The sequence below is a fragment of the Variovorax sp. V213 genome (genome assembly GCF_041154455.1).
Lineage (GTDB): Bacteria > Pseudomonadota > Gammaproteobacteria > Burkholderiales > Burkholderiaceae_C > Variovorax.
On record NZ_AP028664.1, the window covers coordinates 2696664 to 2713485 of the forward strand.

The following is a 16822-nucleotide window of genomic DNA, read 5'->3' on the forward strand; positions in this document are numbered from 1 at the left end:
GTCGACCCCGGCGTTGGAGGCCTCATGAAAATTCTCGTCCTCGGCTCCGGCGCGGGCGGCGGCTTTCCCCAATGGAACTGCAACTGCCAAATGTGCGCAGGCCAGCGCCAGGGCGTGCTCGATGCCTGCGCGCGCACGCAGAGCTCGGTCGCCGTCTCCGCCGATGGCGAATCGTGGGTGTTGCTCAACGCATCGCCCGACATCGGCCAGCAGATCCGCAGCCACGCCCAGCTGCATCCGCGCCACGGACTGCGCGACACGCCGATCAAGGCGGTGGTGCTGTTGGATGCGCAGATCGACCACGTCGCCGGGCTGCTCGGCCTGCGCGAAGGGCCCTGCATCGATCTCTATGCCACGCCCTGCGTGTTCGAGGACCTGACCACTTCCTTCCCTGTGCTCAGCGTGCTGGAGCACTACTGCGGCACGCGCTGGCACCTGCTGGCCGTGGCCGGCACCCAGACCCTTGTCGACTTCAGCGTCGCGGGCTTTCCGTCGCTGCGCTTCACCGCCGTGGCCATCCCCGGCAAGGCCCCGCCCTATTCGCCGCACCGCCGCGAGCAGACGGTGGGCGACAACATCGCCCTCCTGATCGAGGACCTGCGCGACGGCCGACGCCTCTTCTATGCGCCGGGCCTCGCCGAGGTGGGCCCGCAGGAACTGCGCTGGATGCACGACGCCGACTGCCTGCTGCTCGACGGCACCTTCTGGGCCGAGGACGAGATGCGCCACGCGGGCCTGGGCACCCGAACCGCGAGCGACATGGGGCATCTGCCGCAGACCGGCGCCGGCTCGCGCGCCGGCATGGTGGACGCGATGCTGGCCACGTCGGCGCGGCGCAAGGTGCTGATCCACATCAACAACAGCAACCCGATCCTCGATGCCGCCAGCGCGCAGCGCAAGGTGCTCGAAAGCCATGGCATCGAGGTGGCCTACGACGGCATGGAGATCTCGCTGTGAATGCGGCCGGCCAGTCGCTGCGCCGCACCAGCAGGCAGGGCGCGAAGCCCGCCTGCCACCGCGCGTCCCCGCGCTGAAGGGCGCGGGCCGCGCGCTGCGCCGCTCAGGCGGGCTTGGGCGCCCATGCCATGCACCAGCCCTTGGCCGCGACCTGCTTGCGCCCGAACATCGCGCAGCCCGCCCAGGCATCGGTGGGCGTGCCCTGCCACATGGCGCAGTTCACGCATTCCTGCGTCGCCGCATGGCGGGGGTACTTCTTCTTGTCGACGTTCTTCGTATCGTGCTTGTAGCCGAGCTGCACTGCCGTCTCGTCGTTCTCCTCGACGCGCGGCGGCGCGGCCAGCACGCGCACCGGCACTGCCGCCAGCAGGCAAACACCGCCGACCGCGCGGCCGACGAAATCCCGGCGGGAGGCGTCGCGGCCCCCTTCGCTGTTGCGATCCGTCATGGCGCTCCCCTCAGTTGGATGCGGTGCGGACATCGCCCGCGCGGGCGGTGCGCGTGGTGCCGGCAGAGGGGATCTTGAAGACCCACACCATGCCGCCCTGCTCCAGCAGGTTGACCTTCTTGGCCACCTCGCCGCCCCACAGCGGCACCGCGCCACCCCAGCCGGAGACCACAGACACATACTGCTCGCCGCCCTGCTGCCAGGTGACCGGCGGCGCCACCACGCCCGAGCCGGTCTGGAACTCCCACAGCACCTTGCCGGTCTTGGCGTCGGCCGCCTTCAGGTAGCCCTCGGGCGTTCCCCAGAACACCAGGTTGCCGCCGGTGGTGAGCACACCGCCCCACAGCGGCGCGCCGTTCTTGACCTCCCAGGCGATCTTGCCGGTCTTCGGATCGACCGCGCGCAGCGCGCCGATGTAGTCCTCGTTGAGCGGCTTGATGGTGAAACCCGAGCCGAGGTAGGCGGCGCCCTTCTTGTAGGCCACCGGTTCGTTCCAGATGTCCATGCCCCATTCGTTGGCGGGCACGTAGAACATCTTCGTGTCGGGGCTGTAGGCCATCGGCATCTGGTTCTTGCCGCCCAGGAAACCCGGTGCCGCGAAGACCGAGTTGCCCTTCTTGCCATCGCTGGCGACCGGGTCGCCGGGGCGGTTCTCGGCCACGTAGTTCGGGCGGCCGGTCTTCAGGTCGATGCCGTCGGCCCAGGTCGTCTTCCTGACGAAGGGAAAAGCGTTGAGGAGCTGGCCGGTGGTGGCATCGTTGACGTAGAAGTAGCCGTTGCGGTCGGCCTTGCCGCCCACGCGCCGCCCGTCCATGTCGAAAGTGACGAACTCGTTCACGCCGTCGAAGTCCCAGCTGTCGCTGGGCGTGTTCTGGTAGTGCCACTTGATCTGGCCGGTCTTCACGTCGATGGCCACGGTCGAACAGGAGAACAGGTTGTCGCCCTTGCGCAGGTGGCTGTTCCACGGCGCCGGATTGCCGGTGCCGAAGTAGGCCAGGCCGGTCTTGGCATCGAAGGTGCCGCCCAGCCAGGTGGCAGCGCCCCCTGTCTTCCAGAGGTCCCCCGGCCAGCTGTTGTTGACGGTGCCCGAGATGCCCGCCTCCTGCTTGTTGCCGTCCTTGTCGTAGGTGTAGCCCATGTGGCCTTCCACCGTGGGGCGCGACCACACCATGCGGCCCGTCTTGGCGTCGCGCGCCTCGACGCGGCCGACGATGCCGAACTCGCCACCCGACACCCCGGTGAGGATCAGGCCGTTGGCGATGATCGGCGCGGCGGTGGCCGAGTAGCCGGCCGCGTAGTCGTCGATCTTCTCCTTCCAGGCCACGTCGCCGGTGTTCTGGTCGAGCGCCACCAGCTGGGCGTCGAGCGTGGCGAAGATCACCAGGTTGTCGTACAGCGCCGCACCGCGGTTGACGACGTCGCAGCAGGGCATGATGCCCTCGGGCAAACGGTGCTCATACTTCCACAGCTTCTTGCCGGTGGTGGCGTCGAGGGCGTAGATGCGCGAGTAGGAAGCGGTGACGAACATCTTGCCCTTGTGGATCACGGGCTGCGCCTCCTGACCCCGCTGCTTCTCCCCTCCAAAGGAGAAGGCCCATGCCGGCACCAGCCGGGACACGGTGCCGGTGTTGACCTGCTTCAGCGGCGAGTAGCGCTGGCCCTGGGTGTTCACACCCCAGGTCAGGACGTTGCCGTTGGCGGTGGCTTCGGACTGGATCATCTTGTCCGTGACTTGCGCGCCGGCACTGCCGGCCGCGGCCAGGCCGATGGCCATGAGCGCGTTCAAGAGCTTCAATTGCATGGGGTGTCTCCTCGTGGGTGTGGATAGCGGCTCGGGCGTGCCCGCAGGCATGCCTTCACGAGGATTGGGGGCAATGTCCGTGCCACGCGCCAGGCCGCCTTCCAGGCGCCATCCAGAGCGTCGTAGGGGCTTCCGGTCGCGGGTTTTCCCGCTGCACTGCTACAAGGTCGAACGGTGCCAGGGCTGTGACCGTTGCATCTCGCCACAGTGGCCGTCGATCGCGACTACGCCGCGGTGCCCGTGACAAAACAACCAGGCAGAAATGGCTGAAGCGCCCATGCGCGGCCCGGCGCCGAGGGCTACCGTGGTGCCATGTCAACTTCGACATGAACGCCAAACCCAGGAGCCAGCCAATGAAGGATTGCACGAATCCACATGCCGCCCCGACTGCTCATCTGATTCGCCGCGTTGCGCGCTCCACCGCCGTGTTGGCCATCCTCCTGTCCTCAGCCTTGGCCGGGGCGCAAACAGGCGGCAGCCAGAAGGCGAACAAGGGCGAAATCCAGCGCGGCCGCTACCTGGTGATGATCGCGGGCTGCAACGATTGCCATACGCCCGGCTACGCCACGAAGAACGGCGAGGTGGACGAGAAGCTGTGGCTGACCGGTGACGCCTTGGGCTGGTCCGGTCCGTGGGGCACCACATACGCGGTCAATCTGCGCTTGCTCATGGCTGACATGAGCCAGCAGCAGTGGGTGAAGCATGCGCGCGCCATGACGCCCCGCCCGCCCATGCCATGGTTCAACGTGCGCGCGATGACCGACGCAGACTTGAAGGCCATCCACAGCTACACCCGCTCGCTCGGTCGCGGCGGCGACCCTGCGCCCGCTTTTGTTCCGCCGGGTACCAAGCCTGGCGGCCCGGTGGTGCAGTTTCCCGGATGAACGACTTTCGCCGCGGGCAGGCCTGCGGGAGCGGTAACGCTGGCGTGAAGGTTTGAGATGGCCTGCCCGGAGGGGATCGAACCCCCGACAACCTGCTTAGAAGGCAGGTGCTCTATCCAACTGAGCTACGGGCAGATTCCGGGCCGGACGGAAGAAGAAAGAAGCTTGGCTGGCACACAAGGTTTCGAACCTTCATACCTCGCGTCCCCAAGCAGGGCCACACCAGGCAATTCAACGGCTTGGCCGTTTCTGCTTCTCGCCGGGAAGGCCGAATTCTACCCACACATCCACGTGCCGGCCCGCCGGTCCGCTGCTTGCATCGCAGACGCATGGTTGGCGCCGCTCGCCGCCTGAAGCCCTACACGGCTGCGCGCGAGCGGCTGTCGCGGCATGATGCTGCCATCGGCAATCTTCACCATATGCACACCGCAGACTCGAACTCTCGACCGCTCTTTCCTTCGTGGTGGAGCCTCGGCGCGCTCGCCTATACAGCCGCGGGCGTGGTGTGCGTGGTTTCGTCCGCAGCCTTCCCCGAGAGCGAGACGGCCATGCTGGCGGCCATCGCGGGGGCGCTGCCGTGGTCGCTGGCGTTGTTGACGCTCGATCTGGCGCCAGGCGTAGCGCAAACCGCACTCATCGTCCTTGCGGGAGGGTGGGCCCTCAATGCGGCGCTGCTGTGGTGGCTGGCGCTCAGGCGCACCGCGCGCCGAACACCATCGCGGGGCGACTGACGGGCTTTCCCCTGCGCCGCCCCGGCAGACGCGAGGCGCCATCAGAATGCCTTTCGGTGCGATCATTTCGCCGTTCGATTCCGCATCACGCCGTCCCCCAGGCATTGCCCTCCCGCATTTGAAAGTTCTCTCATGCTTCCCGACACGCAAGTCAATACACCGCTGATCGGCATTGCCGGCGGGCGGCAGTCGCTCGATACGCCGGCACTCCTGCTCGACCTTGGCGCCCTCGCGCGCAACATCGAACGCATGGCCGCGTTTGCCAAGGCACGGGGCGTGGGCCTGCGGCCGCACGTCAAGACGCACAAGTCCGTGGAGATTGCGCGACGCCAGGTGGCCGCGGGCGCCATCGGCGTGAGCTGCGTCACGCTGGGCGAGGCGGAGGTGATGGTCAAGGCCGGCATTCCGGGCGTACTGATCACCTCGCCCGCCGTCACCCCGAGCAAGATCGCACGGGTGGTCAAGCTTGCCAGGCTCGCAGGCCCCGGCGGAATGATGGTGGTGGTGGACGACCCGCGCAACGCGGCCGACCTTGCCGAAGCCACGCTCGGCCTGACGCACCCGCTCGAGGTGCTGGTCGACTACGGCGCCGGCTACAACCGCACCGGCGCCGCCAGCGAGGCGCAGGTGCTCGAGCTCGCAGGCCGCATTGCGGCCGAGCCGCGCCTGAAGCTGCGCGGCCTGCAGGCCTACGCCGGCAATCTGCAACACATACCCGACCGGCAGCAGCGCAGTGCCGCGGCAGCCAGCCTGCGCGAAACCATCGCGCACATCGTGGCCGAAGCCCAACGCAGCGGCATTCATTTCGAGATCGTCACGGGCGCGGGTACCGGCACCCATGACCTCGATGCACAGCGCGATGCATTCACCGAACTGCAGGCCGGCTCCTATGTCTTCATGGACGCGGAATACACGCATGTGCTCGCTGGCCCGGCGCAGCCTTCGCCCTTCGAGGTGTCACTGTTCGTGCAGACGGCGGTGGTGAGCACCCATGCGGCGGACTGGGTCACTGTCGACGGCGGCACCAAGTGCTTTGCCACCGACAGCGGCGTTCCGCTGGTGGCGCGTGGCACCGATCCGGCGAGCCGCTATGCCTTCTTTGGCGACGAGCACGGCAAGCTGCTGTTCGCCGGGACGCGGCCCGCATTGGGCGACCGCGTCGAGTTCGTCACGCCCCACTGCGACCCGACCGTCAATCTGCACGACGCCTACCACGTGGTCGACGGCGATACCCTGGTTGCGATCTGGCCGGTGGACGCCCGCGGCAGGCACTAGGCGCGCGGGGCCGGGTGGTGGGGCCTGCTTGCCCTCAGACGCGGGGCAATGCGGCAAGGAACGTGGACACGACGATGGCAGCGGCACGGTCCAGCTGAAGAATATCTGCCACTTCGAAGGAGTGCGGCACGGTGCGCCCGCTCGTTCCAAGCGGCTTGCGGATCTCGACAAGAACCTCGGCCGCCAACTCGCGATCGCTGCGCGGGCCACCGCCTGGGTGCATCACCCACTCATCGACCTGGTCGAACGGAATGCTGCGGAAGACCCCGATGACGGGGACGTACTTGTAGCGATCCTCGCCCACCAGGATGGGCACACTGAGGTTGCAGGAAAACGTGGTCGACATGCAGGAACGCCGTCGCAGACAAAAGAATTAATTGTTAAGGAATGTGACAGAAGCCACCACCCCTCCCCTACCCTTAATTCAAGGCATACGTGACCTTCATCACACATAGACAACTTTTTTGTCTTGATGGTCAGACGCCCGGAATAAAGATACTTAATTCTTACATATCAAGGGGACTTGGGTCCGATTTGCGTGCTATTTGGCCGCGAGGAGCCAAAAAATGCCGCAAAAGCCCCACTGCGACGCTCCATCCCGGGGCCACTCTCTCAGGCCGGCGCGTCGAAGCGCGGCGGGCGCCGCTCGATGTTGGCCTGCACGGCCTCGACCTGGTTGCGGCTCCCGATCAGCGCCTGCTGCTCCACCGATTCGGCAATCAACAAAGCGCGTGCTTCCTGCGACAGCGACGCATTGAGAAGACGTTTGCCGGCGCGGATGGCGTCGGGGCTCTTGGCGGCGATGTCGTGTGCCATTCGGAGCGCTTCCGCCAGCGGGTCGGCCGCCAGCCGGGTGGCAAAGCCGATCTGCAGTGCCTCCTCGCCCGAGAAGACGCGTCCCGTGAACGTGAGCTCCCGCACCACGTCGCTGCGGGCAAGCTCTCGCATCAGCACCATGCCGCCCATGTCGGGCACCAGGCCCCACTTGATTTCCATCACCGACATCTTGGTGTCGGGCGCGACGATGCGGATGTCGGCACCCAGCGCCACTTGAAGGCCGCCGCCGAAAGCCACGCCATGCACCGCGGCTATGACGGGCACCGGCACCTCGCGCCAGGCCATTGCGACGTACTGGGCCGCGTTCGAAATGCCATGAGTACGGGCGGACAAGTCGGCACCATCCGCGGCCGCGCCCAGCACCGCGCTGGCACCGCCCTGCCCCATGCGCTCGAACGAGGCCATGTCCAGGCCGGCACAAAAGGCCTTGCCCTGGCCCGACATCACCACCGCGCGCACTGTGGCATCGCCGCACAGGGCCTTGCCCGCGTCGATCAGCGCGTCGAACATCGCGGGATCGAGCGCGTTCATCTTGTCGGCGCGTGCGAGCTGCAGTTGCACCACGCCGTCGGGGTGGCGGGTCCATTCGATTCGGTCGAGCATGCGATGTCTCCTTGGGTTTTCTTCGCGCCAGTATCGCCCCGCACGGGCACTCGGCGATGATGGCGGCTGTCGCCTACCCAACACCCTGGACTCATGCCCCTGGACCGTCGCATCTTTCTGCAATCGGGTGCCGCCGCCGTGGTGGCGCTGCTCTATCGCAGCGGCGCCGGCGCAGCATCCTCCGCTCCGGCTGGCCAGGCGGTGCTCGGCTTCACCGGCGTGCCGGCTTCGCTGCGCGATGCCGTCGTGCTTCCGCCGGAATACGAATGGCAGCTGCTCTACCCCTGGGGCACGCCGACCGGCACGGCGGGACAACCGATGCCAGCCTTTGCGCCCGACGGCAGCAACAGCGCGGACGAGCAGGCGCTGCAGGCCGGCATGCATCACGACGGGATGCATTTCTTTCCGCTAGCGACACCCGATCGCGCGCTGCTCGTGATGAACCACGAGTACACCGACGAACAGCTGTTGCACGCGGACGGCATCAAGGAGTGGAACGAGGGCAAGGTGCGCAAGTCGCTGCACGCAATGGGCGTCTCGGTCATCGAGATCCAGTGGACGCGCGAAGGCTGGCGCCAGGTACGGCCTTCGCCCTTTGCCCGGCGCATGCACGGCCGAACGCCGATGCGCATCGCCGGCCCCGCCGCCAGCACGCCGCTGATGCGCACCGCCGCCAATCCAGCCGGCGACGAGGTGCTCGGCACCTTTGCCAATTGCGCCATGGGCGTCACGCCATGGGGCACCTACCTGACCTGCGAAGAGAACTTTCATGGCTACTTCGGTGGCCCGAAGGAAGCGGCGAAAGACATGACGCCCGCGCAGCGCCGCTACGGCACCGTGCCGGGCTCGCAATGGGTGGAGTATTGGCGCTTCGACGAACGCTTCGACCTGAGCCGGCATCCGAACGAGCCGCATCGCTTCGGCTGGGTGGTCGAGATCGACCCCTTCGACCCCTCGGCCAAGCCCGTCAAGCGCACGGCGCTCGGCCGCAAGCGCCAGGAAAGCGCGACCTGCACGCTCGCCAAGGACGGACGCGTCGTGGTCTACATGGGCGACGACGCCAGGTTCGAATACATCTACAAGTTCGTGAGCCAGGGAAAGGTCTCGGCTGGCGGTGGCGGCACGGCCAACAGCCGCCTGCTAGACGAAGGCACGCTCTACGTCGCGCGCTTCGATGCCGACGGCCGCGGCCGATGGCTCGAACTCGCGCACGGCCGCAACGGGCTCGACGCAAGTAACGGCTTTGCCGACCAGGCCGAGGTGCTGATCCACGGCAGGCTGGCCGGCGACGTGGTGGGTGGCACCCGGATGGACCGCCCCGAGTGGATTGCGGTGCATCCGCAGACGGGCGAGGTGTACGTCACGCTCACCTACAACAGCCAGCGCGGTAACCTGGGCAAGCCCGCGCCCGATGCCGCCAACCCGCGCGCCGACAACTTCTTCGGCGGCATCCTGCGCTGGCGCGAGGACGACGCCGATGCCGGCAGCACGAGCTTCGCCTGGGACCACTTCGCGCTCGCCGGCGATCCCGCGCAAGAGGGCAGCGGCGCGCGCTATCCGTCGGGCGATGCCGACATCTTCGGCAGCCCCGACGGCCTGCATTTCGACAGCGGCGGCCTGCTCTGGATTCAGACCGACATGAGCGGCCAGCTGATCGGCAAGCCGCCCTACGCGTCGCTCGGCAACAACCAGATGCTCTGCGCCGATCCGGCCACGGGCCGCATCAAGCGCTTCCTGACGGCACCGAACGGCAGCGAGGTCACGGGCTGCGTGGTGACGCCGGACCGGCGCACGCTGTTCGTCAACATCCAGCATCCGGGCGAGTCGCGCGACGACGGCAATGCAACACCGAACAGCGCATGGCCCGACGGCACGGCACCCGGCAGCGCGCGTCCGCGCTCGGCTACGTTGGCCATTCGCCGGCGCGACGGCGGGATCGTCGGCACCTGAAGTCCATCACGAGAAGAGAAGGAGACTGCACATGAGCATCCGCATCGTTCGCCTGGGCACCCCGCGCGCCACTGGCGAGGGCCTTCGCATCGGCACCGTGCGCCGGCCGCCGCGCGGGGTCCCGAAAACCGAATTCGCCTCGCAGAACTGGTACGACGTGTGGTACCCCAACCTCGCCCCGTCGGCGGAGACCATGAAGCTGGGCCAGGAAGCGGAAACGCCCGCGCAATGGAACACCTTCATGCGCAAGTACAAGGCCGAGATGGCCGAAGCCGACGCGAGCCGCAGCCTCGACCTGCTGGCCGCGCTTTCGCACAGCGCGGCGCTTTCGGTGGGCTGCTATTGCGAGGACGAGTCGCGCTGCCATCGCTCGCTGCTGCGCAGCCTGCTGGCCGAGCGTGGCGCGGAGATCGCGAACTGAATCACACCTGCGGAAGGGCCACGAAGGCCGGCAGCTTTTCCGCATCCGCGGCAAAGGCGGCCAGCGACGGGCAATCGGCCGGCGCAATGACGTCCGGGATCATCAGTTGCGTGAAGCTCCACGCGACGGCACTCGTCAGTGCAGCCTGCCCGATGGTGGTTTCGCTGGCGGCCGAAGGCAGTTTCCGTATCTCGGCCTCGAGCCCGGCATAGGCGGCGGCCAACTGGTTGCGCACCCTGTCGACCCACGGGGCATGCTGCTTTTCGAGCGGGCGCAGTTTGCGCTCGTAGACGATCTGGACCGTCTTCTCGCACGCTGCGAGTGCGAGCCCGAGCACCCGCAGCGCATGCTGCCGTTCAACGCTGGCGGAAGGCATGAGGCTGCGGCCGGCCATCATCTCGGCGTAGTCGATGATCAACGTGGAATCCATCAGCAGCGTGCCGTCGTCGCACACCAGCGTCGGCGCCTTGACCACGGGATTGATCGCCCGGAACTGTTCGAAGGTGCTGAAGACCGAGACCGAGCGGTGTTCGAACGGAAGGCCCAGCAGGCGCAGCGAAATGGCCACGCGGCGCACATAGGGCGAATCGAGCATGCCGACGAGTTGCATCTTCTTTTCTCCTGAAATTTTTACTGAAGCGCAACGATACCCGCGTGGTCGATGCCCTGGCGGCGGCAGACGGCAATCGTCAGCGCTGCGCCTTGTCCTTCTGGTTCTGCGCCTCGATGCGCTCGCGCGCGGCCTGCCAGTCGTCGTCGCTCCATTGGCGCAGCTCATAGAAGTTGCCGCCCGTCGCCAGCGCATTGCCGCCGTCCATCATGATGCTCTGCCCCGTGAGCCAGTCGCACTGGCCCGGCGCCATGAGAAAGGCCGCCAGGTTCTGCAGCTCGCTCATGCGGCCGGTGCGCGCCATCGGGTTGGTCTTCTTGCTGCGCGCGCCGGGCTCCTCGCCGGGATTCAGCCGCTTGCTCATGCCCTCGGTCGGAATCTCGCCCGGCCCGACGGCGTTCAGGCGAATGCCATGGCGCGCCCATTCCACCGCCAGCGACTTGGTCATGACCTCGATGCCGGCCTTGCTCATGGCCGAAGGCACCACGTAAGGGCTGCCGTTGTCGACCCACGTGACGATGATGCTCATCACGCTGCGCAAGGCATCGCCCTCCTTCCATTTGCCGGCCTTGGCCTCGGCCACCCAGCGTTTGCCCACGGCTTGGGTGACGTAGAAACTGCCGTGAAAGACGATGTTCGCAATGGCGTCGAAGGCACGCGGCGACAGGCTCTCGGTCGGCGCCACGAAGTTGCCCGCCGCGTTGTTGACGAGCCCCGTGAGCCCGCCACTCTGGAACAGGCTTTCCACCATGTCGTCGACGTTCTGCGCAATGCGGATGTCGACGCCGAAGGTATCGATCCGGCGCCCCGGAAACTGCTGCCGCCACTCGGCCGCGGTTTCCTCGCAGACCGATTGGCGCCGGCCGCAGATGGCCACGTCGGCACCCAGGCCCAGAAAACGTTCGGCCATGGCGCGGCCCAGGCCGGTGCCGCCGCCGGTCACGAGAATGCGCTGGCCGCTCATGAGGGACGCTTCAAACATGGTGGGTCTCCTTGGTCGTTGCAACAGCGGCAAGATCGGGCGCTGCCAACGCACATGCTACGCGCGCCGGGGTGCCGTGGCTTGCGAAATCTGGCTCCACATCAAGTGAAAATGGCTGTCGACCTGCTCTCTGGATACACGCCCATGCCAAGTCCCACTGCCCCCCTCTTCCGGCCGCTCACGGGTGTCCGCGTCCTGAGCCTCGCGCTCAACCTGCCTGGCCCTGCGGCCTTGCTGCGCTGCCGCGGAATGGGAGCCACCTGCGTGAAGCTCGAACCGCCGGGCGGCGACCCCATGGGTCTCTACAACAAGGCCGCCTACGCCGCGCTGCACAAAGGCGTGGCCATCGAAACCGCCGACCTCAAGACGGAAGCGGGACAGCAGCAGTTGCACGCCGAACTCGCGAAGGCGGATGTGCTGCTCACTTCATTCCGCCCTTCCGCGCTGCGCAAGCTGGGCCTCGACTGGCCCGCGCTGCAGGCGCGCCATCCCTTGCTGTCGCAGGTGGCCATCGTCGGCGCACCGGGCGAGCGCGCCGAGGAACCGGGCCACGATCTGACCTACCTCGCGGAAAGCGGACTCGTGACCGGCACCGAACTGCCGCCCACGCTCTATGCCGACATGGGCGGCGCCCTGCTCGCGAGCGAGGCGGTGCTGAAGGCCATGTTGCTGCGCGCCCAGGGTGGCGACAAGGCCGAAGGCGTCTACGTCGAAGTGGCCCTGAACGCTTCGGCCGATTGGCTGGCGCTGCCGCGCACCTGGGGCCTGACGCAGCCGGCGGGCGCGGTCGGCGGCGCCCATGCGGGCTACCGTGTCTACTCCTGCGCCGATGGCCGCGTGGCAGTCGCGGCACTGGAGCCGCATTTCGCGGCCCGCCTCTGCGAAGCGGCGGGCGTGGCGCCGCCCGACATGATGGCGACGGCCACGCACGAAGCCCTGGCCGCCTGGCTGGCGGCCCGCACGCGCGCCGAACTCGAGGCCATGGGCCGCGAGCGCGACGTGCCGCTGCTCACGCTGGCCGGCTGATCAAAGGCGCAGTTCGCTCAGCTTGCGATCGAGCTTGATGAGCCAGATACGCGTCGGCCGCTCCAGGTCGCTGCCGCGCGCGATGCGCGCGCCCGTCACGCCGGTCGGGCACTTGGCGATGATCGCGCCGGCCGCATCCACCGTGCAGTCCTCGATGCTGCCGGCCACGGTCTTGCCGTCGGCATCGAGCAGGATCGTGCTGACGCCGAAGTCGTTGTCGTTCACCAGCGCCAGCGTCTGGTCATCCACCACGGTCAGGCCCTCGGCCTTCTCGGCCAGCCAGCCCAGTGCATTGAGATCGAGCAGCTCGGTCTTGCGCATCGTCACCACGGTGGAGTAGTCGGCGGCACCCGACGGCGCCTGTGTGATGCTGCTGATCTCCAGGTTGTGATCGAAGGCCGCGATGTCCGTCGCATCGGACGGCAGCTCGACCAGCATCAGCTTGTTGAACACCTTGGCGTCGCTCTTGCGCGCGCCCTGCTCGATCACGATGAAACGGCCGTTGCCCAGGCTCACCACGTCGCCGAGCTTGGCATTGCCGGTGCGGTTCTTGTCGTACTGGCTGCCGTCGATCGGGTAGGCGTAGAGCTTGGAGGTCTCGGTGGCCGGATCGAACGCGAGCCAGCGCGTGAACTTCGCGATGTGGCGCACGTCGGTCTTGCTGCCGCCCGGCGGCGTGGCCTGGATCGACTTGCCCGCACCGTCCTTCGGATCGATCGGGCTCTGCAGGAAGCCATGCAGCTTGCCGTTGGCAGCATCGAGCGTCAGCCCCTCCATGCCGCGGTTGGGGCGGCGCTGCGCGAGCACCAGCGGCAGGTCGGCGGTGCCGCTGCCGGGGGCGTACTTCTTCTCGATCACGCCGGTTGAGATGTTGATGCGTGCGATGAACGGGCCGTACTCGTCGCTGGTCCAGAGCACGTTGCGCGCCTTGTCGAGCACCAGCGTCTCGGGGTCGAGGCCGTTGGCATCGTAGTTCGCCTTGGCGGCATCGAACACGTAGCGATCGGTCAACGGCGTTTCGCCCGTCGAGCCGACGCCGGACTGCGGCGGCAGGCCCGTGATCTTCCTGTTGGCGTCGAGCTTGAGCGGCAGGCTCGATGCGAGCACCGCGCCGGTCTTGCCGATACGCAAGAGGCCGAAGCTCGGCGCGAACGACGGTGCCGGAAACACCTTGCTGATGCTGGTGGCGCCGCCGCCGCTGGGCACAGGCGCGGTCGGGCCGTCGCCGTTCGGGCCGCGATCGGTGATTGCATAGAACTCGAGCGTGCCGTCATCGGCCTTACCCTTGAACGCCAGGCCCGAGCCGTAAGCCGGCAGGAAGCCCGAGGGGAAGTCAGCCCTGGTCTTCTCGTTGTCGCCCTCGTAGGGCACGTTGAAGCTGGCATCGGCCTGCAACTGGTAGCGGGTGACGCCGATGCCGATGGTGCCGAGGGCGTTGGTCTGCGTCGAGGCTTCGACCGCCGGCGCGGCGAGGCGCGAAGCCAGCGTGTTTTCGAAGTGTTCGCGCGCCAGCATGCGGCGGCTCGAATCGACCGTGCGGGCGTTGTAGGGAGCAGGCAGCCCCGCGAGCACCGCATTGAGCGCGGTGTTGAAGCTGTCGGCCGCGGCACTGAAATCGAGCGCACCGGCCGTGAGCGCAGCCTTCAGCGCCGGGGTCAGGCGAATGCCGTTCGACGGGTCGCGGTCCTCGTCGAAGCTCTGCAGCGCGAGCAGCCGATTGACGACTGCGTCGGCCTTCACATCAGCACCGCCGGCCAGGTTCAACGGCGTGATCGCCGTACCGCAGGCAGCGCTGCCCAGCACGAGCGCGCCGGCACTGAAGGCAACGGTCTCGCCGTCGTTGCAGGTGAATTCGCCGTTCGCGTTGGTGCTGGCCTTGGCGCTGCTGCCTGCCGTGTAGTCGAGCCCCTCGACGGCCGCGTCGAGGAAGGCGCCGGTCCTGGACTGGGCCACCGGCGGCGGGCTCGCGCCACCGCTACCGCCACTGCCCACAACGGGAAACACCCATCCCCCTCCACCACCGCTGCCGCCGCCGCAGGCAGTGACCAGAGCGCCGGCACCCACCAGCGCCAGCCACCCCATCCTCGATCCTCTTTTCATTGCTTGTCCTTGTCGTGCGCCTGCACAACAGGTACAGGCCCGGCGATTAGCGCCGCAGCATGTGACAAGCCCGTGAATTCAGCGGCCGGTGCCGTCGCGCTGCCGGTCCTCGCGCTTGAGCGCCAGATAGGTTTCCAGGTCGATTTCGTGCAGTTGCCGGGGATACTGCTCTGCGGCTGCGAACCAGTGGCGCTGCCGGCGCTCGGCCGCGTCCGCGGCGTCGGTCGACAGGTAGGCGTCGAGCGTGAGGAAGTAGCGCATCGCGTTGCGCTCCACCAGCCCCCGCAGGCCGCGGATGTATTCGGGCTTGCCATCGGCCGACTTGCCCACCTCCGTGAAGCCCACCTTGTCGCGGCCGAAGGTGGCCAGATAGGCCTGCGTGGCCATGCGAACCATCATGTTGTGTTCGTAGCTGTAGCTGAAGTGCACGAAGCTCTTGCGCTCGTCGATCGCCACGGCCTCGAGCGTGACGCGGTAGTTGTTCGTGCCCAGCGGCCCGCTCGCGGCCGAAAGCTCCACCGACAAGTATTCGGGCGTCGCGCTCGCCACGCGGTAGGCGAAAGGCAGCTCGAAAGCCTGGTCGACCGGCTTGTCGTAGCGCCGCACGACGTAGAGCGTCAGCGTCTCGCGCCCTTGCGGCGTGGTGCTCACGCGGCAGCGGCGATTGTTGATGTGCAGGGTGAGCAGCTCGCACCAGTGGGCCGGCCCTGTGAATGCGGCCCTGACTTCCGGCAGCGGATGCTCGATCACCGCATAGATGTCACCCTCGAGCCCGTCGGGCGTCTCTCTCGAGTCGAGCTGCACGGGCCGACCGAAACTGCTGCGGCCGAGTTTGTCGCTCAGGCGCTGATGGGTCGCTCTCAGCGCCTGGGCCGGCCCGGCCGGCGCCGGATATTCCGATGCAGCCGCAAATGCCTGGAGCGAGCTTGCAAGCAGGATCGCACCCGCCAGGGTGCGCGTCCACGATGCCGGCCGATGAAGCGAACTGTTCATGGGGTGACACCATACAACGGACCGCCCTCCGCGTGCCTTCAGTCGGTTCCCGCGCCCCCGCTTCGCCGCATGAGCAGCAGCATGGCCAGGGCAAGCAGCACGGCCCCCGACCATTGCTGCAGCGCCATCGGCTGTGCGAGCAGCAAGGCCGCCAGCAACGCAGCCACCAGCGGCTCGATCAGCGTGCCGACCACCGCCGCCGTGGGCGACAACCGCCGTGCTCCCCAGGCGAAGGCCAGGTAAGCCACCGAGGTCGTCACCACACCCGTATAGCCCGCGCCCAGCCACTGGGCCGTGCCGCTGGGCCAGGTGATGCCCTCCGGCCATGCGACCGCGAGCATGCACAGTGCTGCCGCGCTCATCCCCCAGGCGGAGGCCGTGACGGCCGGCACACGCTCAGGCATGCGCGCATTGCCGAGCACCACCAGCGCATAGCAGAAGGCCGAGCCAAACGACCAGGCGAGCCCTGCGGCGTGGCCTGCGGGCAGCAGGCTCCACCCGCGGGCCGGCATTACGAGCAGCGCAACGCCCGCGAGCGCCAGCACGAGCCCGACGAGCAGGCGCAGGCCGAGGCGCTCGTAGCCGCGCAGCACCGACACGAGCGCGACGATCACCGGCGCGCAGCAGATCGAGATCACTGTCGGCAGCGCTGCACCCAGATGCGCGATGCCTGCGAACCAGCAGCTCACGTTCAGCGCCATCGCGGCGCCGGTGCCGGCCACCTGGAACTGCTCCCGCCGTGACAGGTCGCTCCAGCGCGCACCGGCAGGTTGCTGCGCGCGCCAGTGCAGCCACCACAGCAACGGCACACCGAGCGCGAAGCGCGCCAGCGACAGGCTCTGCGGCGCCATGCCGCCATCGATGAGGAATTGCGCCACCAGCGCGCCGCCGCCCCACAGCGCACCGGCCAGCAACACGCCGCCCCAGGCCAGGGCGGCAGTCATTCTTGCGTTCATTGTTGAAAGTTCTCCATGACGCCCGCCGCGCTCTTTCTGTCGAGGGCGGGCATGACCATCCGGCCGTCATCCGGCCTTGGCGAGGAAGGCGGACGGCGGCGACCACTTGCGGGTCTGAGCGCGGCACGAGGCGCGCGTCAGCGGCAGGTCGACGGAGGGGGAGAGTGATGCAGATGCATGAGCGGCCGATGATAGAAGCCGGGTCTCGCGGCGGCAAGAGAGAATCGCGGTCGATGTGCCCTCTTCCA

Annotated in this window: 16 protein-coding genes and 1 tRNA gene; 7 read left to right on the forward strand and 10 right to left on the reverse strand. The window is 67.7% G+C overall.

What is annotated here, in order from left to right; translation table 11 throughout:
• Positions 1 to 24: 24 nt before the first annotated feature.
• Positions 25 to 957: a pyrroloquinoline quinone biosynthesis protein PqqB gene (gene pqqB, locus ACAM55_RS12865; protein WP_369651953.1), complete on the forward strand. Its 933-nt coding sequence runs from the start codon at positions 25 to 27 to the stop codon at positions 955 to 957.
• A 103-nt stretch (positions 958 to 1060) separates the two neighbouring features.
• On the opposite strand, the gene ACAM55_RS12870 is transcribed toward pqqB, so the two are convergent.
• Both ACAM55_RS12870 and ACAM55_RS12875 read right to left on the reverse strand, forming a co-directional pair.
• Positions 1061 to 1405, reverse strand: a complete 345-nt coding sequence (locus ACAM55_RS12870) for a high-potential iron-sulfur protein (protein WP_369651954.1) — start codon at positions 1403 to 1405, stop codon at positions 1061 to 1063.
• A gap of 10 nt (positions 1406 to 1415) precedes the next feature.
• The gene (locus ACAM55_RS12875; RefSeq protein WP_369651955.1) at positions 1416 to 3206 is read right to left on the reverse strand and encodes a PQQ-dependent methanol/ethanol family dehydrogenase; all 1791 of its coding nucleotides are present in this window, start codon (positions 3204 to 3206) and stop codon (positions 1416 to 1418) included.
• 353 nt (positions 3207 to 3559) lie between these two features.
• Between ACAM55_RS12875 and ACAM55_RS12880 the strand changes: the two genes are divergently transcribed.
• Entirely contained in the window at positions 3560 to 4090 is a 531-nt protein-coding gene (locus ACAM55_RS12880) for a cytochrome c precursor (protein ID WP_369651956.1), read from the forward strand.
• A 58-nt stretch (positions 4091 to 4148) separates the two neighbouring features.
• Here ACAM55_RS12880 and ACAM55_RS12885 read toward each other — a convergent pair.
• Positions 4149 to 4225: transfer RNA gene (locus ACAM55_RS12885), tRNA-Arg, on the reverse strand.
• 284 nt (positions 4226 to 4509) lie between these two features.
• On the opposite strand from ACAM55_RS12885, the gene ACAM55_RS12890 reads away from it, so the two are divergent.
• Complete coding sequence (locus ACAM55_RS12890; RefSeq protein ID WP_369651957.1) at positions 4510 to 4821, forward strand: hypothetical protein; 312 nt, start codon at positions 4510 to 4512, stop codon at positions 4819 to 4821.
• 132 nt (positions 4822 to 4953) lie between these two features.
• On the forward strand, positions 4954 to 6096 hold the full coding sequence (locus ACAM55_RS12895) for a DSD1 family PLP-dependent enzyme (protein ID WP_369651958.1): 1143 nt from the start codon (positions 4954 to 4956) through the stop codon (positions 6094 to 6096).
• 34 nt (positions 6097 to 6130) lie between these two features.
• Here the strand turns inward: ACAM55_RS12895 and ACAM55_RS12900 are convergent, their stop codons facing one another.
• Positions 6131 to 6442 carry a hypothetical protein gene (locus ACAM55_RS12900; protein WP_369651959.1) on the reverse strand — a complete coding sequence of 104 codons (312 nt, stop codon included), beginning with the start codon at positions 6440 to 6442 and terminating at the stop codon, positions 6131 to 6133.
• Positions 6443 to 6708: 266 nt separating this feature from the next.
• Positions 6709 to 7536 carry a crotonase/enoyl-CoA hydratase family protein gene (locus tag ACAM55_RS12905; protein WP_369651960.1) on the reverse strand — a complete coding sequence of 276 codons (828 nt, stop codon included), beginning with the start codon at positions 7534 to 7536 and terminating at the stop codon, positions 6709 to 6711.
• Between the two features lie 93 nt (positions 7537 to 7629).
• On the opposite strand from ACAM55_RS12905, the gene ACAM55_RS12910 reads away from it, so the two are divergent.
• Positions 7630 to 9486, forward strand: a complete 1857-nt coding sequence (locus tag ACAM55_RS12910; RefSeq protein ID WP_369651961.1) for a PhoX family phosphatase — start codon at positions 7630 to 7632, stop codon at positions 9484 to 9486.
• Between the two features lie 31 nt (positions 9487 to 9517).
• Positions 9518 to 9907, forward strand: coding sequence for a DUF488 domain-containing protein (locus tag ACAM55_RS12915; protein WP_369651962.1), 390 nt, complete (start codon positions 9518 to 9520; stop codon positions 9905 to 9907).
• 1 nt (position 9908) lies between these two features.
• On the opposite strand, the gene ACAM55_RS12920 is transcribed toward ACAM55_RS12915, so the two are convergent.
• Both ACAM55_RS12920 and ACAM55_RS12925 read right to left on the reverse strand, forming a co-directional pair.
• The gene (locus ACAM55_RS12920) at positions 9909 to 10517 is read right to left on the reverse strand and encodes a glutathione S-transferase (RefSeq protein WP_369651963.1); all 609 of its coding nucleotides are present in this window, start codon (positions 10515 to 10517) and stop codon (positions 9909 to 9911) included.
• Between the two features lie 79 nt (positions 10518 to 10596).
• On the reverse strand, positions 10597 to 11499 hold the full coding sequence (locus ACAM55_RS12925) for an SDR family oxidoreductase (RefSeq protein ID WP_369651964.1): 903 nt from the start codon (positions 11497 to 11499) through the stop codon (positions 10597 to 10599).
• A gap of 144 nt (positions 11500 to 11643) precedes the next feature.
• Between ACAM55_RS12925 and ACAM55_RS12930 the strand changes: the two genes are divergently transcribed.
• Positions 11644 to 12525, forward strand: coding sequence for a CoA transferase (locus ACAM55_RS12930; protein WP_369651965.1), 882 nt, complete (start codon positions 11644 to 11646; stop codon positions 12523 to 12525).
• Here ACAM55_RS12930 and ACAM55_RS12935 read toward each other — a convergent pair whose 3' ends face one another.
• The 3 genes from ACAM55_RS12935 to ACAM55_RS12945 form a co-directional block, all read right to left on the reverse strand.
• Positions 12526 to 14625: an esterase-like activity of phytase family protein gene (locus ACAM55_RS12935; protein ID WP_369651966.1), complete on the reverse strand. Its 2100-nt coding sequence runs from the start codon at positions 14623 to 14625 to the stop codon at positions 12526 to 12528. It abuts the gene before it with no gap.
• A gap of 78 nt (positions 14626 to 14703) precedes the next feature.
• Positions 14704 to 15618 (reverse strand): hypothetical protein, encoded by a 915-nt coding sequence (locus ACAM55_RS12940; protein WP_369651967.1) that lies wholly within the window; start codon positions 15616 to 15618, stop codon positions 14704 to 14706.
• Positions 15619 to 15656: 38 nt separating this feature from the next.
• Positions 15657 to 16562 carry a DMT family transporter gene (locus ACAM55_RS12945; RefSeq protein ID WP_369651968.1) on the reverse strand — a complete coding sequence of 302 codons (906 nt, stop codon included), beginning with the start codon at positions 16560 to 16562 and terminating at the stop codon, positions 15657 to 15659.
• Positions 16563 to 16822 lie beyond the last annotated feature (260 nt).